Here is a 24,808-nt window from a genome sequence, read left to right as displayed (position 1 = left end):
TTTTCTTGCAATTAATCTTGCGGACGAAGCGAAATTTCGCCCCCGACCCAGGATTTCCTTACCCCATCCTGCTCCAGAATTAATCCGCCTTGCTGATCGATGCCGCGCGCAATTCCCGGGATTTCTTTATCGCCAATCAGCAATTTAACCGGCCGGTTAATAAAGTTATCCAGCTCGCTCCAGCGATCGATAAAGGGTGCCAGTCCTTCACGCTCAAATATCGGCAACGATTCACGCATATTGTTGATCAGATGCGCCGTTAGTGTATTTCGGTCCACGTTGACGCCGGCTTCCTGCAGGTTTATCCAGCCCTGGTTCACAATATCAGCATCGGGTGAGCGCATAGCAAGATTGATACCCGCACCGATCACCAACTGAGCGGCATCGCCGGTTTTTCCGGTCAACTCAACCAAAATGCCGGCCAGTTTGCGATCGTTCAGATAGAGATCGTTAGGCCACTTTACGCGAACGTCTTTAGCACCCAGCGATTGCAATACTTCGGCAATGACAATCCCGATAACTAAACTCAGGCCCATTGCCGCCATTGGCCCCTGGTCCAGGCGCCAGTAAAGAGATAAATAGAGATTAGAACCAAACGGGGAGAACCACTGACGGCCACGCCGTCCTCTGCCTGCCTGTTGATACTCTGCGACACAGGCATCACCTGATTGCAGTGAATCCATTCTTTCCAACAGATACTGATTAGTTGAATCAATCACCGGGATTACGGCCAGCCGTTTTTCCTTCAGCTGCGCCATAATCGTTTCTTCATCCAGCAGCTGCATCGGTGCCGGCAGGCTATAGCCTTTGCCAGTAACAGTGAAGACATCAATCCCCCAATCCTTCAGGGTCTGAATGTGCTTATTGATTGCGGCGCGGCTCATACCCAGCTGTTCGCCAAGCTGCTCTCCGGAATGGAACTCGCCATCAGCCAACAGGCCAATCAGCGTTAACGGGACGGTATTTGCTTTCATGCAATGACTCCAACTGCATCCTTTTCACCCTGCGCGCCAATAAAGCGCACCTCAGGCTCAAGCCACACGTTAAATTTCGTGCCCACTCGTTGGCGCACTTCATGCGCTAAAGCCACTATGTCGCTCCCTGTCGCCTTCTCTTTGTTGATCAAAACCAGCGCCTGCTGCTGATGCACCGCTGCGCCGCCAACGCTAACCCCTTTAAGCTCACACTGCTCAATCAGCCAGCCTGCAGCCAGCTTTACTCTTCCATCCGCTTGAGGATAAGCGGGCAGCGTTGGGTAGGCAGTGCGGATCGCCTCTGCGGCTTCAGCAGTGACAACCGGATTCTTGAAGAAGCTGCCAGCGTTACCTGTTATCGCCGGATCCGGCAGCTTACTGCTACGCATTGCGCAGACCGCATCGAAAATTTGTTGGGGAGTGACTGTCTGTGGATCTAATGCTCTCAGGTCGCCGTAAGTCATTACCGGGCACCACTGTTTGTTCAACACCAGTCCTACGGCAACAATGGCATAGCCCAGCTGATACTGATGCTTAAAGATGCTGTCCCGATAACCGAACTGGCATGCGGCTGCCGTCAGACGTTCGACTTCACCGGTGTTTAAATCCAATACATCAACATAAGCACAGACATCCTTTAGCTCGACGCCATAAGCCCCAATGTTCTGTATAGGTGCTGAACCAACACAACCGGGGATCATCGCCAGATTTTCCAGTCCCGGTATGCCTTTCTCCAGCAGGACCTGCACCAGATTGTGCCAGTTTTCACCCGCGCCGATATGCAGCTGCCAGTGATGCTGATCTTCCTCGATCTGTATGCCTTTAATTCTGTTGATGATCACCCGGCCAGAAAAGTCTTCCAGGAAAAGAATGTTGCTACCTTCTCCCAGTAGCAACACCGGCTGGTTGTGTAGCAGGCTCTGCTGCCAGCTTTGCAGAAGCGACTCTGCGCTGGTCGCTACATCAAGATTAGCGGCATGGGCGTCAAGGCCAAAAGTATTCCAGGATTGAAGGGAGTTATGTTGAGAGGACATGCTCAAACCTTAATAAATTAATCTACGGGAGAGTGTACCCCATCCATCCGCAAGCTTGCAGTGGATTTTGATTTAATAAAGACTTTTGTTGTAATACGGGAATGAGTTACGGATAACCCCTAAAAACCAAACTCTTGAATATTGCTTTATATTAAAATGCAGGGACAAAACCCCATCTCAATCAATCGACTGTTTCACCAAAACATTCACCCACCATTAAATAACCCCCTTTAACAATGATGAGGTTTAATTGAATGCATGATTGTAATAATGAATTTAGATCACATCAGACGACCCGATGATATTCATTCCATCTGAAGACTATTTGATACAGATTCAGGCAATGAAGGTCTACCAGACTACAACTGTTGATAGGATAGCTGATGAGATGGAATTATTTTAACGCTATTCAGGTTCAGTTTTTCATATTGTCTCGGGACGCCATTAGCAGGAGATTGGCCATAAAAACTGGCTAATATATAATGCGAGTGATTGGTGTTTACCACCAAGAAATCATTTAAATATTTTGAGCTCCCCTGTCTGTCTTACGTCATGTACAATGCGTGCAATGGAAGGTTAGGATATAGCAATATCAGTCGCTCAGTTATTTCACTCAACAAACCCTTCACTCAGTGTCTTTATCCTCTGCACTTTTATTCTCTCCTTATAATTTAAATATTATCTGTAAAAAACCACAGTCAGAATAAATTTTTGCTAATTACTCTTATAGTTTGGTTATTCCATCGGGTTTATGGATCTCAATAAAATTACCATTATGTGCTCCTTAACAAGGTCGGGTAATTAACGCTTTCAGAACACGACGTTATCTGCCTGTCATTATCCTTTAAGGCGTCGTGCGGAAGGACGGCGTCTTCTTTTGTCTGGTTTTGGGATGGTTTGGGATGGTTTGGGATGGTTTGGGAGTTTTAGGGGGTGTTTGGGGCGGTTTTGGATTTCAGTGGCGGGTTTTGGATTTTAGTGGCGGGTTTTGGCCGTTATCAGGCGGGCCTGCTGTGGGTTTTTGCTTTTTACGCACACAAAAAAGCCCCATGCTTTCGCATGAGGCTTGTCTGCTTAATTGATGCCTGGCAGTTCCCTACTCTCGCATGGGGAGACCCCACACTACCATCGGCGCTACGGCGTTTCACTTCTGAATTCGGCATGGGGTCAGGTGGGACCACCGCGCTAAAGCCGCCAGGCAAATTCTGTTATTCACGCCGCCATAAGGCCGCGCAAATTTATCCGGTTCAAGCTGAAAATATCTGTTCGTGTCTCTCAGACACCACCAGAACGCTTCTGGTGTTGTAAGGTTAAGCCTCACGGGTCATTAGTACCGGTTAGCTCAACGCATCGCTGCGCTTACACACCCGGCCTATCAACGTCGTAGTCTTCAACGTCCCTTCAGGGGCCTTAAAGGCCCAGGGAAGATTCATCTCGAGGCAAGTTTCGCGCTTAGATGCTTTCAGCGCTTATCTTTTCCGCACTTAGCTACCGGGCAATGCCATTGGCATGACAACCCGAACACCAGTGGTGCGTTCACTCCGGTCCTCTCGTACTAGGAGCAACCCCTCTCAATCTTCCAGCGCCCACGGCAGATAGGGACCGAACTGTCTCACGACGTTCTAAACCCAGCTCGCGTACCACTTTAAACGGCGAACAGCCGTACCCTTGGGACCTACTTCAGCCCCAGGATGTGATGAGCCGACATCGAGGTGCCAAACACCGCCGTCGATATGAACTCTTGGGCGGTATCAGCCTGTTATCCCCGGAGTACCTTTTATCCGTTGAGCGATGGCCCTTCCATTCAGAACCACCGGATCACTATGACCTGCTTTCGCACCTGCTCGAGCCGTCACTCTCGCAGTCAAGCTAGCTTATGCCATTGCACTAACCTCACGATGTCCGACCGTGATTAGCTAACCTTCGTGCTCCTCCGTTACTCTTTAGGAGGAGACCGCCCCAGTCAAACTACCCACCAGACACTGTCCCCACGCCGGATTACGGCGCCAGGTTAGAACATCAAACGTTAAAGGGTGGTATTTCAAGGTTGGCTCCACGCAGACTGGCGTCCACGCTTCAAAGCCTCCCACCTATCCTACACATCAAGGTTCAATATTCAGTGTCAAGCTATAGTAAAGGTTCACGGGGTCTTTCCGTCTTGCCGCGGGTACACTGCATCTTCACAGCGAGTTCAATTTCACTGAGTCTCGGGTGGAGACAGCCTGGCCATCATTACGCCATTCGTGCAGGTCGGAACTTACCCGACAAGGAATTTCGCTACCTTAGGACCGTTATAGTTACGGCCGCCGTTTACCGGGGCTTCGATCAAGAGCTTCTCCTTGCGGATAACCCCATCAATTAACCTTCCGGCACCGGGCAGGCGTCACACCGTATACGTCCACTTTCGTGTTTGCACAGTGCTGTGTTTTTAATAAACAGTTGCAGCCAGCTGGTATCTTCGACTGGCTTCAGCTCCGGGAGCAAGTCCCTTCACCTACGCGCCAGCGTGCCTTCTCCCGAAGTTACGGCACCATTTTGCCTAGTTCCTTCACCCGAGTTCTCTCAAGCGCCTTGGTATTCTCTACCTGACCACCTGTGTCGGTTTGGGGTACGATTCCGTGTTACCTGATGCTTAGAGGCTTTTCCTGGAAGCAGGGCATTTGTTACTTCAGCACCGTAGTGCCTCGTCATCACACCTCAGCGTTAAAAAGAGTCCGGATTTACCTAAACTCTCCGCCTACATGCTTAAACCGGGACAACCGTCGCCCGGCTAACATAGCCTTCTCCGTCCCCCCTTCGCAGTAACACCGAGTACAGGAATATTAACCTGTTTCCCATCGACTACGCCTTTCGGCCTCGCCTTAGGGGTCGACTCACCCTGCCCCGATTAACGTTGGACAGGAACCCTTGGTCTTCCGGCGAGCGGGCTTTTCACCCGCTTTATCGTTACTTATGTCAGCATTCGCACTTCTGATACCTCCAGCAGACCTCACAGTCCACCTTCGACGGCTTACAGAACGCTCCCCTACCCAACAACGCATAAGCGTCGCTGCCGCAGCTTCGGTGCATGGTTTAGCCCCGTTACATCTTCCGCGCAGGCCGACTCGACCAGTGAGCTATTACGCTTTCTTTAAATGATGGCTGCTTCTAAGCCAACATCCTGGCTGTCTGTGCCTTCCCACATCGTTTCCCACTTAACCATGACTTTGGGACCTTAGCTGGCGGTCTGGGTTGTTTCCCTCTTCACGACGGACGTTAGCACCCGCCGTGTGTCTCCCGTGATAACATTCTTCGGTATTCGCAGTTTGCATCGGGTTGGTAAGCCGGGATGGCCCCCTAGCCGAAACAGTGCTCTACCCCCGAAGATGAGTTCACGAGGCGCTACCTAAATAGCTTTCGGGGAGAACCAGCTATCTCCCGGTTTGATTGGCCTTTCACCCCCAGCCACAAGTCATCCGCTAATTTTTCAACATTAGTCGGTTCGGTCCTCCAGTTAGTGTTACCCAACCTTCAACCTGCCCATGGCTAGATCACCGGGTTTCGGGTCTATACCCTGCAACTTAACGCCCAGTTAAGACTCGGTTTCCCTTCGGCTCCCCTATACGGTTAACCTTGCTACAGAATATAAGTCGCTGACCCATTATACAAAAGGTACGCAGTCACACCACGAAGGTGCTCCCACTGCTTGTACGTACACGGTTTCAGGTTCTGTTTCACTCCCCTCGCCGGGGTTCTTTTCGCCTTTCCCTCACGGTACTGGTTCACTATCGGTCAGTCAGGAGTATTTAGCCTTGGAGGATGGTCCCCCCATATTCAGACAGGATGTCACGTGTCCCGCCCTACTCATCGAACTCACAATAAGTGCATTTTTGTGTACGGGAGTATCACCCTGTACCCTGCGACTTTCCAGACGCTTCCACTAATGCACAAACTGATTCAGGTTCTGGGCTGTTCCCCGTTCGCTCGCCGCTACTGGGGGAATCTCGGTTGATTTCTTTTCCTCTGGGTACTTAGATGTTTCAGTTCCCCAGGTTCGCCTTGCAACACTATGTATTCATGTTGCAATGATGCACCAAAGTGCACCGGGTTTCCCCATTCGGGTATCGTCGGTTATTGCGGTTCATATCACCTTACCGACGCTTATCGCAGATTAGCACGCCCTTCATCGCCTCTGACTGCCTAGGCATCCACCGTGTACGCTTAGTCACTTAACCTCACAACCCACAAGCGTCCCGAAAGACACTGCTGTTGTAAGCATTTGAGAGACTCGAACATATCGTTGATTTCATTCTTATTACGGAGAATGAAAACGACATGTCGTTTCAATTTTCAGCTTGTTCCGGATTGTTAAAGAGCAAATATCTCAAACGTGACTCGTCCTTGCGGAGAGAATCAGTTTTGAGATACGGGTTGATAATGTCTTTCACTCATTATCAGGAGATGGCGTCCCCAAGGGGATTCGAACCCCTGTTACAGCCGTGAAAGGGCAGTGTCCTGGGCCTCTAGACGATGGGGACTCTGTTACTGTTGCTCATTACGTTTTCTATCAGACAATCTGTTGTGGACACTACGCGGGAGAGTATCTTCAGGTAAGGAGGTGATCCAACCGCAGGTTCCCCTACGGTTACCTTGTTACGACTTCACCCCAGTCATGAATCACAAAGTGGTAAGCGCCCTCCCGAAGGTTAAGCTACCTACTTCTTTTGCAACCCACTCCCATGGTGTGACGGGCGGTGTGTACAAGGCCCGGGAACGTATTCACCGTAGCATTCTGATCTACGATTACTAGCGATTCCGACTTCACGGAGTCGAGTTGCAGACTCCGATCCGGACTACGACGCACTTTGTGAGGTCCGCTTGCTCTCGCGAGTTCGCTTCTCTTTGTATGCGCCATTGTAGCACGTGTGTAGCCCTGGCCGTAAGGGCCATGATGACTTGACGTCATCCCCACCTTCCTCCGGTTTGTCACCGGCAGTCTCCTTTGAGTTCCCGACATTACTCGCTGGCAACAAAGGATAAGGGTTGCGCTCGTTGCGGGACTTAACCCAACATTTCACAACACGAGCTGACGACAGCCATGCAGCACCTGTCTCACGGTTCCCGAAGGCACTAAGGCATCTCTGCCGAATTCCGTGGATGTCAAGGCCAGGTAAGGTTCTTCGCGTTGCATCGAATTAAACCACATGCTCCACCGCTTGTGCGGGCCCCCGTCAATTCATTTGAGTTTTAACCTTGCGGCCGTACTCCCCAGGCGGTCGACTTAACGCGTTAGCTCCGGAAGCCACGCCTCAAGGGCACAACCTCCAAGTCGACATCGTTTACGGCGTGGACTACCAGGGTATCTAATCCTGTTTGCTCCCCACGCTTTCGCACCTGAGCGTCAGTCTTTGTCCAGGGGGCCGCCTTCGCCACCGGTATTCCTCCAGATCTCTACGCATTTCACCGCTACACCTGGAATTCTACCCCCCTCTACAAGACTCTAGCCTGCCAGTTTCAAATGCAGTTCCCAGGTTAAGCCCGGGGATTTCACATCTGACTTGACAGACCGCCTGCGTGCGCTTTACGCCCAGTAATTCCGATTAACGCTTGCACCCTCCGTATTACCGCGGCTGCTGGCACGGAGTTAGCCGGTGCTTCTTCTGCGGGTAACGTCAATCGACAAGGTTATTAACCTTATCGCCTTCCTCCCCGCTGAAAGTACTTTACAACCCGAAGGCCTTCTTCATACACGCGGCATGGCTGCATCAGGCTTGCGCCCATTGTGCAATATTCCCCACTGCTGCCTCCCGTAGGAGTCTGGACCGTGTCTCAGTTCCAGTGTGGCTGGTCATCCTCTCAGACCAGCTAGGGATCGTCGCCTAGGTGAGCCATTACCCCACCTACTAGCTAATCCCATCTGGGCACATCCGATGGTGTGAGGCCCGAAGGTCCCCCACTTTGGTCCGAAGACGTTATGCGGTATTAGCTACCGTTTCCAGTAGTTATCCCCCTCCATCAGGCAGTTTCCCAGACATTACTCACCCGTCCGCCACTCGTCACCCGAGAGCAAGCTCTCTGTGCTACCGTTCGACTTGCATGTGTTAGGCCTGCCGCCAGCGTTCAATCTGAGCCATGATCAAACTCTTCAATTAAAAGTTCGATTTGCTGAAACAAGTTCAGCGGTGCTCAAGTGTAAAACGTCATAATGAATTTCATTATGTGTTCACTCTTAAGGCTTGATATTTTTTTGCGCCTTGCGGCGCTGATATCAATCCTGCGAGTGCCCACACAGATTGTCTGATAAATTGTTAAAGAGCGTTGCGGTAAGTGCCTTAGCGCCTTACTGCGAGGTGGCGTATATTACGCTTTCCTCCTTCAGAGTCAACTTCTTTTTGGGAAGTTTTTCTCCGGCGATTCAGCTTCCTGAACCTCTGACCCGGTGACTCGTAAGTCGTTGTTCCGTGTCAGTGGAGGCGCATTATAGGGAGTTCCTGACGGAGGACAAGTGTTTATTGCAGAAAAATGACTGACAGCGTCATTTTTCATCAAAGCGCCTTTTTTTCCTGCATTTTGCCTGATAATCCAGCAAATTCATGGGCAAAGCGACCCACCTGAACCCAATCTGTGTACTCAACTTCTTTACTGACATCGGTTTCGCCGCCGGTCATACGCATAATCAAGCGGATCATAAAGCGATCGAAGAAGCCATAGCGCGGATAACGCAGTGCGCCAGCGAATACCGCACAGCAGTCCGGCTGCCATGGCGACTGCAACAGGAACTTGCGGGTATACGCATTGGTCTGCGGCGTACGCTTCTCTGCTTTACGGGCGGTCAGGTTGACGGAGAAGAAGCCGCTTGGCCTTTCATTTAATTGGGCCAGGTTCTTCTTCACAAATTTGGTTACCGCCGGATGGAAGTGACCGTAGTGAATAGAGGCCCCGATCAACACCCGATCGTACTTAGACCAGTCAACAGCAGAGGCATGTTCGATATTCACTACCTCACACTCCTGCTGCTCTTTAAGTTGGTTAGCTATATAAGCTGCAATCTCGCGGGTTTGTCCCTCGCGGCTGGAAAACAGAATCAACGCTTTCATATTCATTACTCGTTTTAGTTACTCGCGCCAGAAGGTCGGCGTAAACAGGACTAGCAGCGTGAACACTTCAAGACGACCAAACAGCATCGTCAGGATTAAGATCCATTTCGCCGTATCATTCATGGTGGTGAAGTTATCTGCCACCACTCCCAATCCTGGGCCCAGATTGTTCAGGGTAGCTGCCACCGCCGCAAACGCAGAAAAATCATCAACGCCGGTCGCGATAATCGCCAGCATGCTCAACAGGAACACCAACGCATACGCAGAGAAGAATCCCCACACCGCTTCGAGGATACGTTCCGGCAGCGCGCGCTGTCCCAGCTTGATGGTGTAAACCGCGTTCGGATGCACCAGGCGCTTTAACTCACGGTTACCCTGTTTGAACAGCAGCAGGATACGGATGACCTTAAGCCCGCCGCCCGTCGAACCGGCACAACCACCAATAAAGGCAGAGCACAACAACAAGACCGGCAGGAACAGTGGCCAGCGCGCGATGCTGTCGGTGGTAAAACCGGCGGTGGTGGCCATCGACACGACCTGGAAGAAGGCCTGGTTCAGCGTTTGCAGTCCGGAATGATAGACATCGTGGAACCACAACACGATGGTGCAGATCACCACTAAGGTCAGCTGCACCCCAATAAACATGCGGAATTCTGGATCGCGCCAGTAAACGCGAAGATTGCGACCACTCAGCAGAGAGAAGTGCAGGCCGTAGTTACAGCCGGAAATCAGCAGGAAGATGGCAATAATCGTGTTAATCGTCGGGCTGTTGAAATAGCCGATACTCGCATCATGGGTGGAGAAGCCGCCGATGGCGATCGTTGAGAAGCTGTGGCCGATGGCATCAAACAGCGGCATACCCGCCAGCCAGAGTGCCAGCGCACAGACGACGGTCAGCAACACGTAGATCAGCCACAGGGTTTTCGCCGTCTCAGCAATACGCGGCCGCATCTTATTGTCTTTCAACGGGCCGGGCATTTCAGCGCGATAGAGCTGCATGCCCCCCACGCCCAGAATCGGCAGAATCGCCACTGCCAGCACAATGATCCCCATGCCGCCCAGCCATTGCAGCATTTGCCGGTAGAAGAGGATCGCTTTCGGGAGCGAGTCCAGCCCCACCAGCGTCGTGGCACCGGTCGTCGTCAGGCCTGAGAAGGATTCAAAGAAGGCATCGGTAATTGAAAGGTTGGGATGTTCCGCAAAGATAAAGGGCATCGCCCCCACACTGCCCAGCACTGTCCAGAACAGCACGACGATCAGGAAGCCCTCTTTAGGCTTCAGCTCTTTTTTCTGCTTTCGGTTGGGCCACCACAGCATCGAGCCGATCAGCAGTGCCATAAAGAAGGTCTGAGTAAAGGCTCGTCCGGCACCATCGCGGTAGATTAACGCGACCAGGCCCGGCACGATCATCGTCCCCGAGAACAAAATGACCAGCAACCCAACGATGCGGGTAATGGCACGATAATGCATGTAGCCTTTCCTTCCTGACGATGATGAGGTTAGTCGAGCGGTGTGAGCGTGAGCGCCCCTCGGCTAAAGTCTGTAAGATTTTGCGAAAACCCGGCCACCTGCGCATGGGGCAAGGCCAGCGTCAGCGAGACGCATGCCAAAAATTCTGTCTGCAACAGCTGGCCATGAAAGCGGCCAGTCATTCTTTCTATCTCTGCCAGTTGAGCATAGTCACAGGAGAGCGTGAAGGTCAGCATCGGGACTTTTTGCTGACGCGGCAGCAGCTTTAATGCCTGTTGAACACCTCCGCCATACGCCTTCACTAAGCCGCCCGTACCCAACTGGATGCCACCGTAATAACGCACGACGACGGCGGTCACTTCCCCGATGTTGTTTCCCATCAGCTGAGCAAGCATCGGTTTACCTGCCGTGCCAGAGGGTTCACCGTCATCAGAGAACCCAAGCTGTTGTGAGTCGGAAGGGGCTCCCGCCACCCATGCCCAGCAATGGTGGCGGGCAGAAGGATGCTCGCCTTTGACCTGCTGAACAAAGGCCCGCGCCGCTTCCACGCCGTCAGTATGGGCCAACAGTGTAATAAAGCGGCTTTTTTTAATCTCCTCGCTGACGCTGAAGCGCTCAGCGGGGATGTCATACGCGTCCATCAGTCCAGCTTCAGGTCACGCGTCATATTTTCCACGCCCTGTTCGCGAATAATCACGTTATCCTCGATACGAATGCCGCCATAAGGCTTGAGCGCATCAATGCGGTCCCAGTTGAAATGCTGGCTGAACTTACCTTCACGCCATGGCGCCAGCAGAGAATCAATAAAGTAGATGCCAGGTTCAATGGTGACCACCATCCGCGGTTCCAGAATGCGCGTGCAGCGCAGGTAAGGATATTGCGCAGGTGCAGCCTGATGGGTGCCCTCTTCATCCTGCATAAATCCGGCGACATCATGAACCTGAAGTCCCAGCGGATGGCCAATACCATGCGGCATAAACGGCCCGGTCAAATCTTCCGCCACCAGCGCTTCTTCACTCAGCCCTTTCACCAGCTGATGCTTAAGCAACAGTTTGGCAATACGCTGGTGCATTTGCAGATGGTATTCGGTGTAGCGAACGCCAGCTTTCATCGTGGCGATCAGCGCCAGCTCTTCTTCATTCATATCGCGGATCAGCTGGGCATAGTCATTGTCACTTTGCGCTGAATAGGTGCGGGTCAGATCGGCCGCATAGCCGTTGTATTCTGTTCCGGCATCAATCAGGAAGCTACGCGACTGCGCAGGGGGCAGATGATCCAACTTGGTGTAATGCAGCACCGCAGCGTGTTCATTCAGCGCAATGATATTGCCGTAAGGCACATCAATATCGCGGTGGCCGGTGGCACTCAGGTAAGCGCCATTGATATCAAACTCGCTCATGCCTGAGAGGAACGCCTCTTTGGCCGCACGATGACCGATCACCGCGGTTTTCTGCGCTTCGCGCATGCAGTACAGCTCATAGTCAGTTTTCAGCGAGCGATGGTAATGCAGGAAATCGATAGCAGCTTTCGGGTTAGTCAGCTCCGCTTTGATGCCTAACTGCGCTGCGCGCGCGGGCACAGGGCCGATATAAGCCACATTACCCAGCTGAGCAGGCAACAGCTGTTGAATCTCATCGGCATTTTTTAACGCCACGATGTCGATTTCGTCGGTCCAGAAGCTTTGCGGCAGCGGCTCAACGTTGTGCCAGTAATCAACCGGCGAGTAGAACCACAGCTTAGGTTTGTTTACGCCATCCACCCACAGCCAGCAGTTCGGCACAGAGGTCACCGGCACCCAGGCTTTGAATTGCGGATTCACTTTAAAGGGATAGGTATGATCGTCGAGGAAAACGGTGAGCAGTTCTCCCGAATGGATCAACATGGCATCCAGCTTGCTGCGAGCTAATACCTGCTGAGCACGCGCCTGTAGTGTTTTCAGGTGGTCCTGATAAAGAGTGACCAACGATTCCATAACTCCGTCTCCATTAACGTGAAATTGAGCGCATCTTATCACAGCCCTTTACCCGATGCCGTTTTGCCGCGCCTGTGATCTTGTTTGCAAATTAGCAAACTCTCGTTTGCAAATAATTAACATCCCTTCCACACTCTCGATCATCTGGTATGACCAGATCCCCTTAACGCGGCTTCAGGAGATCAACATGCTCTACAAAGGCGACACGCTTACCCTGGACTGGCTGGAAGATGGCATCGCCGAGCTGGCTTTTGATGCGCCCGGCTCGGTGAACAAGTTGGATACACAAACCGTGGCCAGCCTGGGTGAAGCTATTTCGGTTCTGGAGAAGCAGCCAGGGCTGAAAGCGCTGCTGCTCAGCTCCCGCAAACCGGCTTTTATTGTTGGCGCGGATATCACTGAGTTCCTTTCTCTGTTTGCGGCACCGGCTGAAAAACTGGAACAGTGGCTGGGATTTGCCAACGGCATCTTTAGCCGACTGGAAGACCTGCCCGTGCCGACGCTATCCGCGATCCAGGGCTATGCCCTCGGCGGCGGATGTGAATGCATTCTGGCGACCGATTTCCGTATCGCCACCCCGGACGCCCGCATCGGCCTGCCGGAAACCAAACTGGGCATCATGCCTGGCTTTGGGGGATCGGTACGCCTGCCTCGCCTGTTAGGTGCGGACAGCGCGCTGGAAATTATAGCCGCCGGCAAAGATGTCGATGCGCAAAAAGCGCTGGCCATCGGTCTGGTTGATGCCGTGGTCCCGGTTGAGAAATTGCAGCAGGCCGCGCTGGCCATCCTGCAGGAAGCGATGTCCGGCAAGCAGGACTGGCGCGCACGTCGTCAGCCGAAGCTTGCGCCGCTGAAACTCAGCAAAATTGAAGCCACCATGAGCTTCAGCATCGCAAAAAGTATGGTGCTGCAGACCGCCGGGAAACATTACCCGGCACCGATGATGGCGGTGAAAACCATTGAGGCCGCAGCAGGTCTGGGCCGTGATGCTGCGCTGAAGCTGGAAACGCAGGCCTTTGTGCCACTGGCCCGTTCTGACGAGGCTCGCGCACTGGTGGGGATCTTCCTCAACGATCAGGCGGTGAAGGCCAAAGCCAAAAAGCTGACCCGCGACGTTGAAACGCCAAAACAAGCCGCTGTGCTGGGCGCCGGTATTATGGGCGGCGGCATTGCTTATCAGTCCGCCTCGAAAGGCGTACCGGTGATGATGAAGGACATTAATCCGGCCTCGCTGGAATTGGGTATGAAAGAAGCCGCGAAACTGCTGAATAAACAGCTGGAACGCGGAAAAATCGACGGCATGAAACTGGCTGGCATTATTGGCACCATTCAACCCACGCTGGACTATGCCGGCTTTGAGCGGGCAGACATTGTGGTTGAAGCCGTTGTTGAAAACCCGAAGGTAAAAGCCGCGGTTCTGGCAGAAACGGAAGGCTATCTGCACAGCGGTGCGATCCTGGCGTCGAATACCTCCACCATCCCAATCAGCCAGCTGGCCCACGCGTTGAAGCGGCCAGAAAATTTCTGCGGCATGCACTTCTTTAATCCTGTTCACCGCATGCCGCTGGTCGAAGTGATCCGGGGTGAGAAAACCTCAGACGCGACGCTGGCAACCGTGGTGGCCTGGGCCAGCAAAATGGGCAAAACGCCAATCGTTGTTAATGACTGTCCGGGCTTTTTCGTTAACCGGGTGCTGTTCCCTTACTTTGCGGGCTTCAGCCTGCTGCTGCGCGATGGCGCGGACTTCCGCCAGATAGATAAAGTGATGGAAAAACAGTTCGGCTGGCCAATGGGCCCGGCCTGGCTACTGGACGTGGTGGGGATTGATACCGCTCACCATGCACAGATGGTGATGGCTGACGGATTCCCTTCCCGCATGAAGAAAGATTATCGCGATGCGATTGACGTGCTGTTCGATGCCAAACGCTTTGGCCAGAAAAATCAGCTTGGTTTCTATCGCTGGGAAACGGACAGCAAGGGTAAACAGAAGAAGGTGGCGGATCCGGCGGTCGATGACCTGTTGCAGACGGTCTGTCAGCCAAAGCGGGTGTTCAGCGATGATGAGATCGTGTCCCGCATGATGATCCCGATGATCAATGAAGTCGTACGTTGCCTGGAAGAGGGAATTATTGCCTCCCCTGCCGAGGCCGATATGGCGCTGGTTTATGGACTCGGCTTCCCGCCTTTCCACGGCGGCGCTTTCCGCTATCTCGATACGCAAGGCAATCCGCGTTTTGTCAGCCAGGCTGAACCGTTCAGCGAGCTGGGTGCGCTTTATCAGCCGCCTGCTGGCCTGCGTGAAAAAGCGCAGAAAGACGAAAGCTGGTATCCACAGGCCGCGCCCATCGGCGATGCCACTCTGAAAACGGCGTGAGGGTAAGAAAATGGAAAAAGTCGTGATTGTTGATGCCATCCGCACGCCGATGGGTCGTTCTAAAGGTGGCGCTTATCGCCACGTTCGTGCTGAAGATTTATCGGCACATTTGATGCGCAACCTGTTGAGCCGCAATCCCGCGCTGGACGCGTCTTCGCTGGACGATATTTACTGGGGCTGCGTGCAGCAAACCCTCGAACAGGGTTTCAATATTGCCCGCAACGCGTCGCTGTTGGCGGAGATCCCGCACAGCGTGCCGGCCACCACGGTCAACCGCCTGTGTGGTTCCTCAATGCAGGCGCTGCATGATGCGGCGCGCGCCATTATGGTGGGCGATGCCCATGCCTGCCTGATTGGTGGCGTTGAACATATGGGCCACGTGCCGATGAACCACGGAGTGGACTTTCATCCGGGATTGAGCAAAACCGTCGCCAAAGCGGCTGGGATGATGGGATTAACCGCCGAGATGCTCGCGCGCATCCATAAAATCAGCCGTGAGCGTCAGGACGCCTTCGCCGCACGTTCCCATCAGCGTGCCTGGGCTGCCACCCAGGCCGGTCACTTTGCCAATGAGATTGTGCCAACCAGCGGACATGATGCGGATGGCGTGCTGCGCCGTTACGACTTCGATGAAGTGATCCGTTCAGATACCACCGTTGCGGGCCTCGCCGCATTACGTCCCGCTTTCGATCCGGTCAACGGCACGGTCACTGCAGGCACCTCTTCCGCACTGTCAGACGGTGCCGCAGCGATGCTGATAATGAGTGAATCCCGTGCGCGTGAGCTGGGCCTTAAGCCGCGAGCGGTTGTCCGCGCGATGGCGGTGGTGGGATGTGACCCTTCGGTGATGGGATACGGTCCGGTTCCGGCGTCAAAACTGGCGTTAAAAAGAGCCGGTCTGAACGTGACGGATATTGGCGTCTTCGAACTGAATGAAGCGTTCGCCGCGCAAACGCTGCCCTGTATTCAGGATCTCGGCCTGCTGGAAGTGATGGATGAAAAGGTCAATCTGAATGGCGGTGCAATCGCGTTAGGTCATCCGCTGGGCTGTTCGGGTGCCCGCATCAGTACTACCTTGCTTAATCTGATGGAAAGGCGCGATGCCCAATTTGGCCTGGCGACCATGTGTATTGGTCTGGGACAGGGGATCGCCACCGTCTTCGAACGCATCTGATACGTTGAACTGGCTGTTTCACTGATTCAATTCCCGCCCGTCAGGGGCGGGTTTTTTCGTTGCTCAGGTTCAGGGGCAGAGCGTCCTGCCCCCGGCAACCTCAGATAAAGGCGAAGGCATCGCCGAACATCTGATCTTCCTTCGCGCCGCGCTCGGCACAAAAACGCTCACGGGCGATTTTGGCCATCTCGAAACGGCCTGCAATATAGATGTCATGACTGGCAAGCGTGGCATAGTCATTCATCACGGCGGTCAGCACCGTACCACTGCGCCCATCCCAACCCGCTTCAGGCTGCTCGACAACCGGAATAATTTTCAGGTTAGGGTGCTTAATGGCCAGCGCGTCTAACTCTTCCAGATCGTAGAGATGCTTCAGCTCGCGTCCGCCCCAGTAAAGGGCGATATCACGATCCGGCTGCTGAGAAAGGGCGGTCAGCAGAATAGAGCGGGCATAGGAGAACCCGGTTCCACCCGCAACCAGCACCAGCGGGCGATCGCCCTCTTCCCGCAGCCAGGCATCACCATGGGGAATATCGACGGTGATTTTGCGCTGTTCCTGAATGCGTTCCATCACCGCCATGGCATACAGATTCAGTTCTGAGGCACCAATGTGCAGCTCGATAATGTCTTTTTCCATCGGAGTGGATGCCAGTGAGAATGGACGCTTGTCACGCTCGTCCATCACCACCATCAAATACTGGCCAGCACGGAAGCTAAAATCAGCCTCCGGCACCATTCTCACTCGGTACACAGTATCGGTAATCGCCTCTACTGAGGTCACTTTGCAGCTTAACGTTGTCATGCGTTCCCTCTGTCGGGTCTCTGGCAGTTATTTGCCGGGCGTGTTATTGCGCGTAGGTGGCTCACTGAAGATGCCCAGTTCGTCCCAAATCTCATCGATGCGGGCTGTTACCGCCGGATCTTTACGGATTGGACGTCCCCACTCTCGCGTCGTTTCGCCTGGCCATTTATTGGTCGCATCCAGTCCCATTTTCGAGCCTAAGCCGGAAACAGGTGAAGCGAAGTCCAGGTAGTCGATCGGCGTATTTTCAACTAAGACAGTATCTCTCGCCGGATCCATTCGCGTGGTGATCGCCCAGATGACGTCGTTCCAGTCACGGGCATTCACATCATCATCGCAGACAATAACAAATTTGGTATACATAAACTGACGAAGGAAAGACCAGACGCCCATCATTACGCGCTTGGCATGTCCCGCATACTGTTTTTTCATCGTAACGACGGCCAGGCGATAGGAACACCCTTCCGGCGGCAGATAGAAATCGACAATTTCCGGGAACTGCTTCTGCAGGATCGGCACAAAGACTTCATTCAGCGCCACGCCTAACACCGCAGGTTCATCCGGTGGACGGCCGGTGTAGGTCGAATGATAGATCGGATTGCGACGCTGAGTGATATGCGTCACGGTGAACACCGGGAAACTGTCTACTTCATTATAGTAACCCGTATGATCGCCGTAAGGGCCTTCTGGCGCCATTTCGCCAGGCTCGATATAGCCTTCAAGCACAATTTCGGCGCTGGCGGGCACTTCCAGATCGTTGGGTATGCACTTCACCACTTCCGTTTTAGTGCCGCGCAGCAGGCCGGCGAAGGCATATTCAGACAGGGTGTCAGGAACGGGGGTCACGGCACCCAGAATCGTGGCCGGATCGGCGCCCAACGCGACGGATACCGGGAAACGTTCCCCCGGATGCTGCTGCGTCCACTCCTGGAAATCCAGCGCGCCGCCGCGATGGGAGAGCCAGCGCATAATCAGCTTGTTCTTACCAATCACCTGCTGGCGATAGATGCCGAGATTCTGCCGCTCTTTGTGCGGACCGCGTGTGACGGTCAATCCCCAGGTAATTAGCGGGGCCGCATCTTCAGGCCAACATTTCATTACCGGGATTCGGTGCAGATCGACCTCGTCGCCCTGCCAAATTTCTTGCTGGCACGGCGCATCACGCAGACGCTTGGTCGGCATGTTCAGCACCTGCTTCCACTGCGGCATCTTATCGAAGAAATCACGGAAACCGCGAGGTGGCTCAGGTTCTTTCAGGAACGCCAGCAGGCGGCCAACATCACGCAGCGCCGAGACATCTTTCTGTCCCATGCCCATGGCCACACGGTCCGGCGTACCGAACAGGTTGCACAACACCGGCATGTCGTACCCTTTTGGGTTTTCGAACAGCAGTGCCGGGCCGCCAGCTCGCAGGGTGCGATCGGCGATTTCGGTCATCTCAAGATCCGGGTCGATCTCTTGCGTAATACGTTTTAATTCCCCGCGCTGCTCAAGCAAGGCAAGGAAATCGCGTAAGTCGTGGTATTTCATGACTTCTCATCAATACGGTCAGTGAATCGGCCATTATAGGGAGGATTGTTACGCTATGCTTAGTTTTTTGGAGCGACCGCGATCTGCAAACCAAATTCTTGCCAGGGCCGCATCTCTGCTGGATCCCGCTATAACTCTGGCGATGAGTTTGGTATTCTTAGCGGCCCTGTAATCAAAAAGTGACGTTATGGAATCCTGGTATTTACTTTATTGCAAACGTGGCCAGCTGCTTCGCGCGAAAGAACATCTTGAGCGTCAATCGGTGCATTGTCTTAGCCCAATGATTGCATTAGAGAAATTGGTTCGCGGAAAACGCACCCAGGTGGATGAGCCGCTCTTCCCCAATTATCTGTTTATTGAATTTGATCCGGAAGCGATTCATACCACAACCATAAGCGCCACGCGGGGCGTCAGCCATTTCGTTCGCTTCGGCAGTCTGCCGGCCAGCGTTCCTCATGACGTGATTATGGCACTGCAAACCGATACGCCAATCACCATGGTCGATCCTGACGTGCCTCAGCCCGGCGACCGCGTGTTAATTACCTGCGGCGCGTTTGAAGGGCTGAAAGCCATCTTCACCGAGCCCGATGGGGAAGCGCGCTCAATGCTGCTGCTGAACCTGCTCAATAAGCAGATCACGCGCAGCCTCGACAACAAGCAGTTCCACAAGCTTTAACCCTTCCTGCCGCTGATGCCGAAATTACGCCGGCAAACGAAACAGCTTACGCGCATTAGCATCGCACTGACGTGCCAGCGCCTCGGGTTCTTCCCCACGTAATCCCGCCACCACCTGCACAATATGCGGCAGGAAGCAGGGTTCATTACGTCGTGAAGGCGGCCTCGGGCGCATGTCGCGGGGCAACAAATAGGGCGCATCCGTTTCCAGCAGCAGGCGGTCGGCTGGGATCAACGGCAATAACTCACGAAGCTCTACGCCACGTCGCTCATCGCACACCCAACCCGTAATCCCAATTGAGAGTCCCGCCGCCAGGCAGGCTTCAAGCTCTTCGCGCGTGCCGGTAAAGCAGTGCACCACCGCACCAGGCAACGTTGGTAACAAGGGCGCGAGGACGGCGAGGAAACGGTCGTGGGCATCGCGACAGTGGAGAAACACCGGCATTGCCAATTCGGCAGCCAGCTCAAGCTGGGCATTGAACGCATAAACCTGCTGCTCAGGTTCAGAGATATTGCGGTTGAAGTCCAGACCACATTCGCCAATGGCGACCACTTCAGGGCTCTCCGCCAGCCGTTTCAGGGTCGCGGCGGTTTCGCCTGACCATTCACTGGCATGATGGGGATGAACACCGGCAGTGGACCAGCAATAACCCGGACGACGCATGGCCAGGCTTTGTGCCTGCTGGCTTTCCAGCGCGTTGGTGCCGGTGATCAGTAAGCCGGTGATCCCGGCGTCTTTCGCACGTTTTACGACCTGATCGCGATCTTTCGCGAACTGCGTGCTGGTCAGGTTCACACCAATATCGAACATAGGATTTTCCAAACAGTAACCGCCCTTTCGGGCGGTTACGTTACTTCATGTAAGGGAGCGCTGGACCTGCTTTACGCTACTCTGGGCCCGATTCTTCCGGGTCCATGTCCTGACGACGCTTGCCGACATAGAAGCGCGCGAAGAACACGCCGACTTCAAACAGGCAATACATCGGAATAGCCAGAAGCGTCTGAGAGAAGACATCTGGCGGGGTCAACAGCATTCCCACCACGAAAGCACCCACCAGTACATACGGGCGCTTTTTCTTCAGGTCTTCCGGGGTTGTCATGCCGGTCCAACAGATCAACACGATAGCGATTGGCACTTCAAAGGAGACGCCAAACGCCATAAACAGTGCCATTACAAAATCGAGATAGTTGTTAATGTCAGTGGCAATCAACACGCCCTGCGGCGCGGTCTTGGCGAAGAAGCCAAAGGCCAGCGGAAAGACAACAAAGTAGGCGAAAGCCATGCCGGTATAGAATAGGAATGAACTGGAAAACAGCAACGGCATAACCAGCTTGCGCTCATGGCGATAAAGCGCAGGGGCGATAAAGGCCCAGATCTGATACAGGATCACCGGTACCGCAAGGAATACCGAGACGATCATCGTCAGTTTTATTGGGGTGAAAAACGGGGACGCAACGTCAGTGGCGATCATGCTGGCGCCCGCTGGCATCTGCTTAATCAGCGGCGCGGAAACCAGCTGGTAGATGTCATTGGAAAAATAAGCCAGACAGATAAAGATGCCGACGACGGCAATAATACAGTTCAACAAGCGCTTACGGAGTTCAATCAAATGACTGATAAGCGGTTGGGTATCTTCAACAGCCATGTTTATCGTTCATCGCTCGGTAAATGGGTGGAAACAGGAGCACGGCTGGACAGGATTGGCGCGTCGCCATTCGTGGTCAAGGCCGGTTTCGGTTCAGGTTTCACTGTCGGGGCCTGAGCTGGCGCGGTAGCCACTTCGGGTGCCTGAACGGGCGCAGACGCCACGTCAGTAGCCGGAATGGGTGAGGTTGCCGCTTCAGATACCTGAACCGGTGTGGTCACCGCGTCAGGGGCTTTGACAGGGGAACTGGCCTGATGGTCGGCTTCCGCTGGCGTCACACCCTCATGCGTCTCGGCAGAGTTCTTCACAAGGGGGTTATGGATGGTGTTGGCTTCGTCATCGGCTTTTTCATTTTCGCCGAGGTAAGAACGCTTCATGGATTCTGCTGATTGCTTCAGCTCTTCCATTGACGCCTTCAGCTCAGGAGAAAGGCTGTTCTTACTGGCCTCTTCCACCTTTTTCAGGCTGTCCTGCAGCTCCTGCAATTTAAGTTCCTGAGCGAGTTCGTTCTGCACACTGGTCGCCAGTGAACGCAGAGCGCGGATCCAGCCAACGACGGTTCTGACCGCCACCGGTAAACGCTGTGGACCCAGCACGACCAGCCCGATAACGAACACCAAAATCAGTTCACTAAAGCCTATGTCGAACACGGTTTATACCTTGTCGTTCTTGACGTCTTCTTTCTTCGCTTCTGTCTGATCTTTTTCCGCCAGTTTGGCATGGAAGTCAGCATCATTAGCATGGTCTTTATCTTTCTCGTTTTCATCGCCCATGGCTTTTTTGAAGCCTTTGATCGATGAACCCAAATCAGATCCCAGCGTACGGAGTTTGTTGGTACCAAACAGAAGAACAACAATTACGGCAATGATTAACAATTGCCAGATACTAATACCGCCCATGATTTTGCCTCTGATATTGAGTTGTGATGCCAGTTTTTCAGTATATACAGCTTGTGTTGCGCTGACGATGAGCAAACCATCACCAGCGCGGGATAACCTTCTGTTTACCTTTCATGACAATCAGCTGGTTTTACGCCAGCCAACCAGCCAGCTAACCAGACCGGCGGCGATCATCGCCGCGGAAATCAGATCCCAATCTGGCCGTGTCAGCAAGATGGCAGTGCCGCTGAGCAGCAAGGTCGCACCGACGCCGAACAGGTAACGGGACTTATGCTGTCTGATCCGTTCGCCTTTTAAATCGTTGGTCAGCTTGTCGACGCTGTGTTGCAAATGCTTGTGCTGGCGCAGGCTGTCATAGAAGAGTTCCGGCAGTTCTGGCAATTTCTCAGCCCAGAAAGGCGCTTTCTCTTTCAGTGCCCTGACAATGGCCGGAATACCGATTTGATCTTTGATCCAGTCTTCCAGGAACGGTTTGGCTGTTTTCCACAAATCCAACTGCGGATAAAGCTGCCGCCCAATGCCTTCAACATACAACAATGTTTTCTGCAGGAGAACCAGTTGTGGCTGAACTTCCATATTGAAGCGTCTGGCGGTGTTGAAAAGATTCAGCAACACGTGGCCAAAGGAGATCTCTGCCAACGGCTTTTCAAAAATGGGTTCGCACACGGTGCGGATGGCAAATTCGAAATCTTCCACGTTGGTGTCCGGCGGAACCCAACCAGAGTCGACGTGAAGCTCGGCCACCTTGCGGTAATCACGATTGAAGAAGGCGATGAAGTTTTCGGCGAGATAGCGCTTATCTTCTTTATTCAGCGAGCCGACTATCCCGCAGTCGATGGCGATATATTGCGGATCTTCTGGATGGTCGTAGCTGACAAAAATATTGCCCGGATGCATATCCGCATGGAAGAAGCTGTCGCGGAACACCTGGGTAAAGAATACCTGCACGCCGCGCTCAGCCAGCAACTTCATGTTCACGCCATGCTTCTCCAGCGTAACCACGTCGGAAATCGGAATACCGTAGATCCGCTCCATCACCAGCATGGTTTCGCTGCCGTAGTCGGAGAAGATTTCCGGAACGTACAGCATTTTGCTTTTATCGAAGTTACGGCGAAGCTGGATGGCGTTAGCCCCTTCGCGCAACAGGTTCAGCTCATCAATCAGCGTTTTTTCGTAGTCTGCGACCACTTCCTGCGGACGCAAGCGGCGGCCGTCGGGTAACAGGCGTGGAACCCAGCGCGCCATGCGGTTGATCAGCTTCATATCGGCTCTGATCACCGGCAGGATGTCCGGGCGAATCACTTTGATCACCACTTTCTGGCCGTTTTCTTTCAGCGTTGCCGTATGCACCTGGGCAATCGACGCTGATGCCAGAGGTTTGATCATGAAATCATCAAAGCGGGATTCAACCGGGCAACCAAGAGACAGTTCGATCTGCTGCTTAGCCAGCACGCCGTCAAACGGGGCTACACGGTCCTGCAGCATCGCCAGCTGATCGGCAATCTGCGGCGGGAACAGGTCGCGTCGTGTCGACATCATCTGACCAAACTTGATCCATACCGGACCCAGTTGCTCCAGCGCCAGGCGAATACGGTCGCCAAGCGGCAGGTTTTTGTGTTTGTTGGGCAGCCAGAACAGGCACTTACGCCACATGCGGATCGGCAATGCCAGACGGGTTTTAGGGATCAGTTCATCCAGGCCGTAGGTGAGGAATACCCGGATAATCAAATAGAGTCGGCGCAATTCTCCTGGCGTCATTTGCCCTCCAGCGTTGCAAGGCGGCTTTCAAGCGCGGAAAGATCGCGGGATAGCGCATCAACTTCTTCAGCAAACCAGGCTGCTTCTAATCCGCCGGGTGCCAGCCGCCACTCTTCGGTCAGCGCCTGACCGAGATAGGCCTGCTTGCGTTCAGCATCACCACGTAACAGCTGGAAACCGCGACGGGCAAACCGGCTGATACCCTGCGCCACCACGTCCCCGGTCCAGGGCGCGAGGTATTCTGCGGGGTCCAGTTCGGCGAGATCGATAAGCGCAGAAAAGTGCTGCACAACCTGCAGATCGCCGTCGACTTCCAGCTCGCCACTGCGGATCACGCTGGTCAGCTGCTGGCGATCGCGCAGCTTGCGCAAGGTGGCAATCTGCGTTTTTACCGTGCAGTCGGGCGTGTCATTCCACTCGCCCAGCACATCAACCTGATGCTCGCTGAAGATAAAGATCAGCGGCTGTTTCAGTTCAGCCAGCACGATGGCCAGGCTTTTGCCATTCAGGCGCTGACGTGCTGCTTTCAGGCCGCGATCGCGATAGAGGATCTGGTTAAGTGCCGTTTCCAGGCCCGCGGTTAACAGCGGCGTTAAAGTCATTCGCTTTCCTGTTTAGAACTTGAACCCACGGTGCAGTGCAACGATGCCACCGGTGAGATTGTGATACGTGGTGTTTTCAAAGCCCACGTCTTCCATCATCTGCTTGAGTGTGTCCTGATCCGGATGCATACGGATGGATTCGGCCAGATAGCGATAGCTCCCGGAATCCTTCGCCACCAGCTCGCCGATGCGCGGCAGAATATGGAAAGAGTACGCGTCATAGGCCTTGCTTAACGGTTCCAGCACCGGCTTGGAGAACTCCAGCACCAGTAAACGCCCGCCCGGCTTCAGTACGCGGAACATGGACGCCAGCGCTTTCTCTTTCTCGGTGACGTTACGCAAGCCAAAGGCGATGGTAATGCAGTCGAAATAGTTGTCCGGGAAAGGCAGTGCTTCAGCATTGGCCTGCACGTAGTTCACGTTGCCAATGATGCCGTTGTTGCGTAATTTCTCACGGCCCACTTTCAGCATCGAGCTGTTGATATCAGCCAGCACCACTTCGCCCGTCTCGCCCACCAGGCGTGAGAACTTCGCGGTCAAATCGCCGGTGCCGCCCGCCAGATCCAGCACGCGCTGCCCACGGCGGACGCCGCTGCAATCGATAGTAAAACGCTTCCAGACGCGGGGGATGCCGAACGACATTAAATCGTTCATCAGGTCATATTTGGCCGCAACGGAATGGAAAACATCTGCCACCATTTCTTCCTTGTCGCTTTTCGCTACGGTACGGAAGCCGAAATGAGTGGTGTCCTTTGATTCATCTGCCATTTGTTTTGCCTGCTCTGCAATCAATTATCTGCCAAGTGTACCAGAGTCCAGCAG

At 53.7% G+C, this 24,808-nt stretch carries 18 protein-coding genes, 1 tRNA gene and 3 rRNA genes; 3 read left to right on the top strand and 19 right to left on the bottom strand.

Translation table 11 applies throughout. From position 1 onward, the window contains the following. Nucleotides 1-11: 11 nt before the first annotated feature. From birA to pepQ, 10 genes are all read right to left on the bottom strand, one after another. Nucleotides 12-974 (bottom strand): bifunctional biotin--[acetyl-CoA-carboxylase] ligase/biotin operon repressor BirA, encoded by a 963-nt coding sequence (gene birA, locus E2F51_RS08485; RefSeq protein WP_134823200.1) that lies wholly within the window; start codon nt 972-974, stop codon nt 12-14. Next, nucleotides 971-2,008: a UDP-N-acetylmuramate dehydrogenase gene (gene murB, locus E2F51_RS08480; protein ID WP_013200287.1), complete on the bottom strand. Its 1,038-nt coding sequence runs from the start codon at nt 2,006-2,008 to the stop codon at nt 971-973. Before murB ends, birA begins: the two co-directional genes overlap by 4 nt. A 1,083-nt stretch (nt 2,009-3,091) precedes the next feature. Continuing rightward, nucleotides 3,092-3,207, bottom strand: a 5S ribosomal RNA gene (gene rrf, locus E2F51_RS08475). Between the two features lie 107 nt (nt 3,208-3,314). Further along, nucleotides 3,315-6,222: ribosomal RNA gene (locus tag E2F51_RS08470) — 23S ribosomal RNA — on the bottom strand. 227 nt (nt 6,223-6,449) lie between these two features. Then, a tRNA-Glu gene (locus E2F51_RS08465) sits at nt 6,450-6,525 on the bottom strand. Nucleotides 6,526-6,598: 73 nt separating this feature from the next. Beyond that, nucleotides 6,599-8,139 (bottom strand): 16S ribosomal RNA (locus E2F51_RS08460). Together the 16S, 23S and 5S rRNA genes with 1 tRNA gene alongside form the textbook arrangement of a ribosomal RNA operon. A gap of 393 nt (nt 8,140-8,532) precedes the next feature. Continuing rightward, the gene (gene hemG / locus E2F51_RS08455; RefSeq protein WP_106382089.1) at nt 8,533-9,084 is read right to left on the bottom strand and encodes a menaquinone-dependent protoporphyrinogen IX dehydrogenase; all 552 of its coding nucleotides are present in this window, start codon (nt 9,082-9,084) and stop codon (nt 8,533-8,535) included. An 18-nt stretch (nt 9,085-9,102) separates the two neighbouring features. Further along, nucleotides 9,103-10,554: a Trk system potassium transporter TrkH gene (gene trkH, locus E2F51_RS08450; protein ID WP_013200285.1), complete on the bottom strand. Its 1,452-nt coding sequence runs from the start codon at nt 10,552-10,554 to the stop codon at nt 9,103-9,105. A 29-nt stretch (nt 10,555-10,583) separates the two neighbouring features. Further along, entirely contained in the window at nt 10,584-11,195 is a 612-nt protein-coding gene (locus E2F51_RS08445; protein WP_013200284.1) for an IMPACT family protein, read from the bottom strand. Beyond that, nucleotides 11,195-12,526 (bottom strand): Xaa-Pro dipeptidase, encoded by a 1,332-nt coding sequence (gene pepQ, locus E2F51_RS08440; protein WP_013200283.1) that lies wholly within the window; start codon nt 12,524-12,526, stop codon nt 11,195-11,197. Before pepQ ends, E2F51_RS08445 begins: the two co-directional genes overlap by 1 nt. Nucleotides 12,527-12,713: 187 nt before the next feature. On the opposite strand from pepQ, the gene fadB reads away from it, so the two are divergent. Together fadB and fadA are read left to right on the top strand one after the other, a co-directional pair. Further along, nucleotides 12,714-14,900: a fatty acid oxidation complex subunit alpha FadB gene (gene fadB / locus E2F51_RS08435; protein WP_134823199.1), complete on the top strand. Its 2,187-nt coding sequence runs from the start codon at nt 12,714-12,716 to the stop codon at nt 14,898-14,900. A gap of 10 nt (nt 14,901-14,910) precedes the next feature. Next, on the top strand, nt 14,911-16,074 hold the full coding sequence (fadA, locus tag E2F51_RS08430; RefSeq protein ID WP_134823198.1) for an acetyl-CoA C-acyltransferase FadA: 1,164 nt from the start codon (nt 14,911-14,913) through the stop codon (nt 16,072-16,074). A gap of 100 nt (nt 16,075-16,174) precedes the next feature. Here fadA and fre read toward each other — a convergent pair whose 3' ends face one another. Together fre and ubiD are read right to left on the bottom strand one after the other, a co-directional pair. Next, nucleotides 16,175-16,876, bottom strand: a complete 702-nt coding sequence (gene fre, locus E2F51_RS08425; protein WP_013200280.1) for an NAD(P)H-flavin reductase — start codon at nt 16,874-16,876, stop codon at nt 16,175-16,177. 27 nt (nt 16,877-16,903) lie between these two features. Continuing rightward, the gene (gene ubiD / locus E2F51_RS08420; RefSeq protein WP_134823197.1) at nt 16,904-18,406 is read right to left on the bottom strand and encodes a 4-hydroxy-3-polyprenylbenzoate decarboxylase; all 1,503 of its coding nucleotides are present in this window, start codon (nt 18,404-18,406) and stop codon (nt 16,904-16,906) included. Nucleotides 18,407-18,593: 187 nt separating this feature from the next. Between ubiD and rfaH the strand changes: the two genes are divergently transcribed. Further along, nucleotides 18,594-19,082 (top strand): transcription/translation regulatory transformer protein RfaH, encoded by a 489-nt coding sequence (rfaH, locus tag E2F51_RS08415; protein ID WP_013200278.1) that lies wholly within the window; start codon nt 18,594-18,596, stop codon nt 19,080-19,082. A gap of 24 nt (nt 19,083-19,106) precedes the next feature. Here the strand turns inward: rfaH and tatD are convergent, their stop codons facing one another. From tatD to ubiE, 7 genes are all read right to left on the bottom strand, one after another. After that, complete coding sequence (tatD, locus tag E2F51_RS08410; RefSeq protein WP_134823196.1) at nt 19,107-19,892, bottom strand: 3'-5' ssDNA/RNA exonuclease TatD; 786 nt, start codon at nt 19,890-19,892, stop codon at nt 19,107-19,109. Between the two features lie 76 nt (nt 19,893-19,968). Then, the gene (gene tatC, locus E2F51_RS08405; protein ID WP_013200276.1) at nt 19,969-20,727 is read right to left on the bottom strand and encodes a Sec-independent protein translocase subunit TatC; all 759 of its coding nucleotides are present in this window, start codon (nt 20,725-20,727) and stop codon (nt 19,969-19,971) included. Nucleotides 20,728-20,729: 2 nt separating this feature from the next. Then, nucleotides 20,730-21,377, bottom strand: a complete 648-nt coding sequence (gene tatB, locus E2F51_RS08400) for a Sec-independent protein translocase protein TatB (RefSeq protein WP_013200275.1) — start codon at nt 21,375-21,377, stop codon at nt 20,730-20,732. Between the two features lie 3 nt (nt 21,378-21,380). Further along, nucleotides 21,381-21,626: a Sec-independent protein translocase subunit TatA gene (gene tatA / locus E2F51_RS08395; RefSeq protein ID WP_013200274.1), complete on the bottom strand. Its 246-nt coding sequence runs from the start codon at nt 21,624-21,626 to the stop codon at nt 21,381-21,383. A 120-nt stretch (nt 21,627-21,746) separates the two neighbouring features. Next, entirely contained in the window at nt 21,747-23,384 is a 1,638-nt protein-coding gene (gene ubiB / locus E2F51_RS08390; RefSeq protein ID WP_013200273.1) for a ubiquinone biosynthesis regulatory protein kinase UbiB, read from the bottom strand. Next, entirely contained in the window at nt 23,381-23,986 is a 606-nt protein-coding gene (locus tag E2F51_RS08385; protein WP_134823195.1) for an SCP2 domain-containing protein, read from the bottom strand. Before E2F51_RS08385 ends, ubiB begins: the two co-directional genes overlap by 4 nt. 12 nt (nt 23,987-23,998) lie before the next feature. Continuing rightward, the gene (ubiE, locus tag E2F51_RS08380; RefSeq protein WP_134823194.1) at nt 23,999-24,754 is read right to left on the bottom strand and encodes a bifunctional demethylmenaquinone methyltransferase/2-methoxy-6-polyprenyl-1,4-benzoquinol methylase UbiE; all 756 of its coding nucleotides are present in this window, start codon (nt 24,752-24,754) and stop codon (nt 23,999-24,001) included. Nucleotides 24,755-24,808: the final 54 nt, after the last annotated feature.

The sequence above is a fragment of the Erwinia sp. QL-Z3 genome, from assembly GCF_004551645.1.
Taxonomy (GTDB): Bacteria; Pseudomonadota; Gammaproteobacteria; order Enterobacterales; family Enterobacteriaceae; genus Erwinia; species Erwinia billingiae.
Note: the sequence above shows the minus strand (reverse complement) of the source record. Positions and strands in the feature narration are given on the sequence as shown.

Bases quoted from the DNA above. Each gene is read 5' to 3' on its own strand.
- fadA (WP_134823198.1), top strand. From the start codon at position 14,911: ATGGAAAAAGTCGTGATTGTTGATGCCATCCGCACGCCGATGGGTCGT.
- fre (WP_013200280.1), bottom strand. From the start codon at position 16,876: ATGACAACGTTAAGCTGCAAAGTGACCTCAGTAGAGGCGATTACCGAT.
- ubiB (WP_013200273.1), bottom strand. From the start codon at position 23,384: ATGACGCCAGGAGAATTGCGCCGACTCTATTTGATTATCCGGGTATTC.
- E2F51_RS08445 (WP_013200284.1), bottom strand. From the start codon at position 11,195: ATGGACGCGTATGACATCCCCGCTGAGCGCTTCAGCGTCAGCGAGGAG.
- birA (WP_134823200.1), bottom strand. From the start codon at position 974: ATGAAAGCAAATACCGTCCCGTTAACGCTGATTGGCCTGTTGGCTGAT.
- ubiD (WP_134823197.1), bottom strand. From the start codon at position 18,406: ATGAAATACCACGACTTACGCGATTTCCTTGCCTTGCTTGAGCAGCGC.
- fadB (WP_134823199.1), top strand. From the start codon at position 12,714: ATGCTCTACAAAGGCGACACGCTTACCCTGGACTGGCTGGAAGATGGC.
- tatD (WP_134823196.1), bottom strand. From the start codon at position 19,892: ATGTTCGATATTGGTGTGAACCTGACCAGCACGCAGTTCGCGAAAGAT.
- ubiE (WP_134823194.1), bottom strand. From the start codon at position 24,754: ATGGCAGATGAATCAAAGGACACCACTCATTTCGGCTTCCGTACCGTA.
- hemG (WP_106382089.1), bottom strand. From the start codon at position 9,084: ATGAAAGCGTTGATTCTGTTTTCCAGCCGCGAGGGACAAACCCGCGAG.
- E2F51_RS08385 (WP_134823195.1), bottom strand. From the start codon at position 23,986: ATGACTTTAACGCCGCTGTTAACCGCGGGCCTGGAAACGGCACTTAAC.
- pepQ (WP_013200283.1), bottom strand. From the start codon at position 12,526: ATGGAATCGTTGGTCACTCTTTATCAGGACCACCTGAAAACACTACAG.
- murB (WP_013200287.1), bottom strand. From the start codon at position 2,008: ATGTCCTCTCAACATAACTCCCTTCAATCCTGGAATACTTTTGGCCTT.
- rfaH (WP_013200278.1), top strand. From the start codon at position 18,594: ATGGAATCCTGGTATTTACTTTATTGCAAACGTGGCCAGCTGCTTCGC.
- tatC (WP_013200276.1), bottom strand. From the start codon at position 20,727: ATGGCTGTTGAAGATACCCAACCGCTTATCAGTCATTTGATTGAACTC.
- tatA (WP_013200274.1), bottom strand. From the start codon at position 21,626: ATGGGCGGTATTAGTATCTGGCAATTGTTAATCATTGCCGTAATTGTT.
- trkH (WP_013200285.1), bottom strand. From the start codon at position 10,554: ATGCATTATCGTGCCATTACCCGCATCGTTGGGTTGCTGGTCATTTTG.